Source organism: uncultured Maricaulis sp. (genome assembly GCF_905480005.1).
Taxonomy (GTDB): domain Bacteria; phylum Pseudomonadota; class Alphaproteobacteria; order Caulobacterales; family Maricaulaceae; genus Maricaulis.
In genome coordinates, this window is the sequence record NZ_CAJQOO010000181.1 from 1 (window position 1) to 2939 (window position 2939).

At 62.5% G+C, this 2939-nt stretch carries 3 protein-coding genes; 1 reads left to right on the forward strand and 2 read right to left on the reverse strand.

Features of this window, described 5'->3' with window-relative positions; translation table 11 throughout:
- Both QZ266_RS14720 and yaaA read right to left on the reverse strand, forming a co-directional pair.
- Positions 1–706, reverse strand: a 706-nt coding sequence (locus tag QZ266_RS14720) for a 3-hydroxybutyrate dehydrogenase (RefSeq protein ID WP_295696463.1), incomplete at its 3' end; no start/stop codon positions are given.
- Between the two features lie 261 nt (positions 707–967).
- Complete coding sequence (gene yaaA / locus QZ266_RS14725) at positions 968–1759, reverse strand: peroxide stress protein YaaA (RefSeq protein WP_295696465.1); 792 nt, start codon at positions 1757–1759, stop codon at positions 968–970.
- Between the two features lie 105 nt (positions 1760–1864).
- Here yaaA and QZ266_RS14730 point away from each other — a divergent pair, with 105 nt between their 5' ends.
- Positions 1865–2935 (forward strand): endonuclease/exonuclease/phosphatase family protein, encoded by a 1071-nt coding sequence (locus QZ266_RS14730; protein ID WP_295696466.1) that lies wholly within the window; start codon positions 1865–1867, stop codon positions 2933–2935.
- The last annotated feature ends 4 nt before the right edge of the window (positions 2936–2939 follow it).

Genomic DNA, 2939 nt, shown 5'->3' on the forward strand with positions numbered 1-2939 from the left:
GCTCATAGGTGACAAACTTCTTGGTCGGCTGGGCCGCCAGCATGACATCGCGCACGACCTCATCCTCGCTGATCCCGCGCGCCTTGGCCGTGTCGGCGATCTGGTTTTCCACCAGCGGTGTCTTCACATAGCCGGGGCAGATGGCGTTACAGGTGATGCCGTCCTCGGCCAGTTCCAGACCCAGGGTCTTGGTGAAACCCATCACCCCATGCTTGGCCGCGACATAGGCCGACTTGAACGGCGAGGCGACGAGACCGTGAGCCGAGGCGAGATTGACGATCCGGCCCTTTCCCTGGCGCTTCATGACCGGGATCGCCGCCTTGGCAGCATGGAAGACCGAGGTCAGGTTGATGGCGATGATGGCGTCCCATGTCTCGGCCGGGAAGTCCTCGACCGGCGAGACATGCTGGATACCGGCATTGGACAGCAATATGTCCAGCCGCCCGAACTCACGCTCGGCCGAGGCGACCATGTCGGCAATCTCGTCCGGCTTGAGCATATTGGCCGGATGATAGCGCACCTCGACCCCGTGATCGCTGGCCAGCCGGGCCCGCAGGCTCTCGATCTCGGTCGCGTCACCCAATCCGTTGAGAATGATGTGACAGCCATTCTGTGCCAGTGCCTCCGCCATCGCCGCGCCAATCCCGCTCGTCGAGCCGGTAATAATGGCCACCTGGCCCGCGAGATCAGTGCGAATGGAAGACATGAACCACCTATCAAGTTTGCGCTCGCCGCAAGAGACGGGAAGGGGGCGGGGAGGTCAAGGGTGCGGCACTTTTCTTCCCCACGGTGTGAAAGCCCTCTCCATCCACCGTCATCCCACGGTCGCGGCGCGCCGCGATCCGGGGGACCTCAGCGCTGGGAGCGCCGGGTGAATCGGGGAAGCGGGTGCGCGCAAAGCCCGTCGGCCAGTCGAGGTCCCCCGGATGCCCGCTGCGCGCTCACCGTGGGATGACGGTGGAGGAGATTAAGCCGCCTTCTTCCCCGCCGCTGCCGGTTGCGGCCTCGTAAACAGCAGATCGCCCTCGCTCGAACCCTCTGCCTCGAAGCGGTAGCCGCCGAGGTCGAACTTGACCAGATCGGCCGGGTCGGTGATGCGGTTTTCGATCGCCCATCGGGCCATCATGCCGCGGGCCTTCTTGGCGAAGACCATGAGGGCGCGCAGCTGGCCGTCTTTTTCTTCCTTGAAGGTGGCGGTGATGACGCGGCCCTTGATGGCCTTCTTGTCGACAGCCTTGAAATACTCGTTCGAGGCCAGGTTGAGGATGACCGGTTCGGCCGCATCGGCTTGCAGGCCATTGAGCTCTTTCGCGATCCTGTCGCCCCAGAAATCATACAGGCTCTCGCCGCGGCGCGTGTGCAGCTTGCGGCCCATCTCCAGGCGGTAGGGATGGATGCCGTCGAGCGGTTTCAGGGCGCCATACATGCCCGAGAGGATGCGCAGATGGCCTTGCGCCCAGTCGAGATCCTCGGCCGAGAGCGTGTGCGCCTCGAGGCCGCGATAGACCTCGCCATTGAAGGCGAAGGCGGCCTGTTTCACACCCGGCTGATCGGCGTCAAAGGCCTGGAAGCGTTCGCGATTGAGGCGGGCGAGATCATCATTGATCTTCATCATCGCCTTGATCTTCGGCGCGGTCAGCTGACGCGTCGTCTTCGACAGGATCCGCGTCTCGTCGATCAGGTCCGGCGTGGTCGCCGGCAGGTCGCGATCGACCGGATCGAAATTCATGTTCTTGGCGGGCGAGAGCAGAATCAGCATGGGCAATCTCCTTGTCCGGGAAGATAGGGCTCGCTTCCGCGCGTTGCCAGTGGTCTGGCGCCCGCTTTGGTTGTATCCTGCACCTGCATGGACAGGGGAGCGCGCATGTCATTCTTCTATGATCTCGACAGGTCCGATCCGGTCCAGCGTCGGGTGGCGGCCAATCTGGTCCGGCTGGGTGATGCGCTGACCGAGGAAATCCCCCCAAAGACAGTCGATGACACGCTGTTGCTGGCGACCTGGAATATCCGCGAGTTCGACAGTGCGGCCTACGGGCTGCGCGGTGTCGAGCCCTATCACTATATCGCCGAGATCATCTCCCGCTTCGACCTCGTCGCTATCCAGGAGGTCCGCCGCGATACCGAGCCCCTGGAAAAACTGCGCAGACTGCTCGGGCGCTGGTGGAAATACCTGGTCACGGATGTGACAGGCGGCACGGAAGGCAACAAGGAACGGATGGCCTTCCTCTATGACAGCCGCAAGGTGCGCTTTGGCGGGCTGGCCGGAGAGATCGTGATCCCGCCCATCGAGTCGCGCGGGGCAGATCGCAAGCTGACCTACACGCCCTCCAAGCAATTGGCGCGAACACCCTATGTGGTGGGCTTCGAGACCGGCTGGTTCAAATTCATGCTGTCGACCGTCCACATCGTCTACGGCGAGAGCAAGGCGGATGACCCCAGGCGGGAAGCGGAGATCCGGGCGATCGCCGACGTCATGGCGGCCCGTGCCAAGGAGGATCACGCCTGGGCGAAGAACATGATCCTGTTGGGAGACTTCAACATCTTTGATCCCGGCGATGTCACCTTCGAGGCCCTGACCGAAGCCGGCTTCGTCATTCCTGAAGGCCTGCAGCAGGTCACCAATGTCGGCAAGAAGGAGCGCTTTTTCGACCAGATGGCCTTCATGACGCCAAACCTGCGCAAGGACCAGATCCTGGCGTCCGGGGCTTTCAACTTCTATGACCATGTCTACCGCCCGGAGGATGAGGCGACCTATATTCCCGACATGGGTGACGCCTATGGCACCACCTCGTCCGGCAAGCCACGCGGCAATAAATCACTCTATTACAAGACCTATTGGCGGACCCATCAGATGTCCGACCATCTGCCGCTCTGGGCGGCGCTGAAAGTCGATTTCGGTCGGGATTATCTGGAGCGGCTGTCGGGCAGTGGCTGACGAA

Bases quoted from the DNA above. Each gene is read 5' to 3' on its own strand.
- yaaA (WP_295696465.1), bottom strand. From the start codon at position 1,759: ATGCTGATTCTGCTCTCGCCCGCCAAGAACATGAATTTCGATCCGGTC.
- QZ266_RS14730 (WP_295696466.1), top strand. From the start codon at position 1,865: ATGTCATTCTTCTATGATCTCGACAGGTCCGATCCGGTCCAGCGTCGG.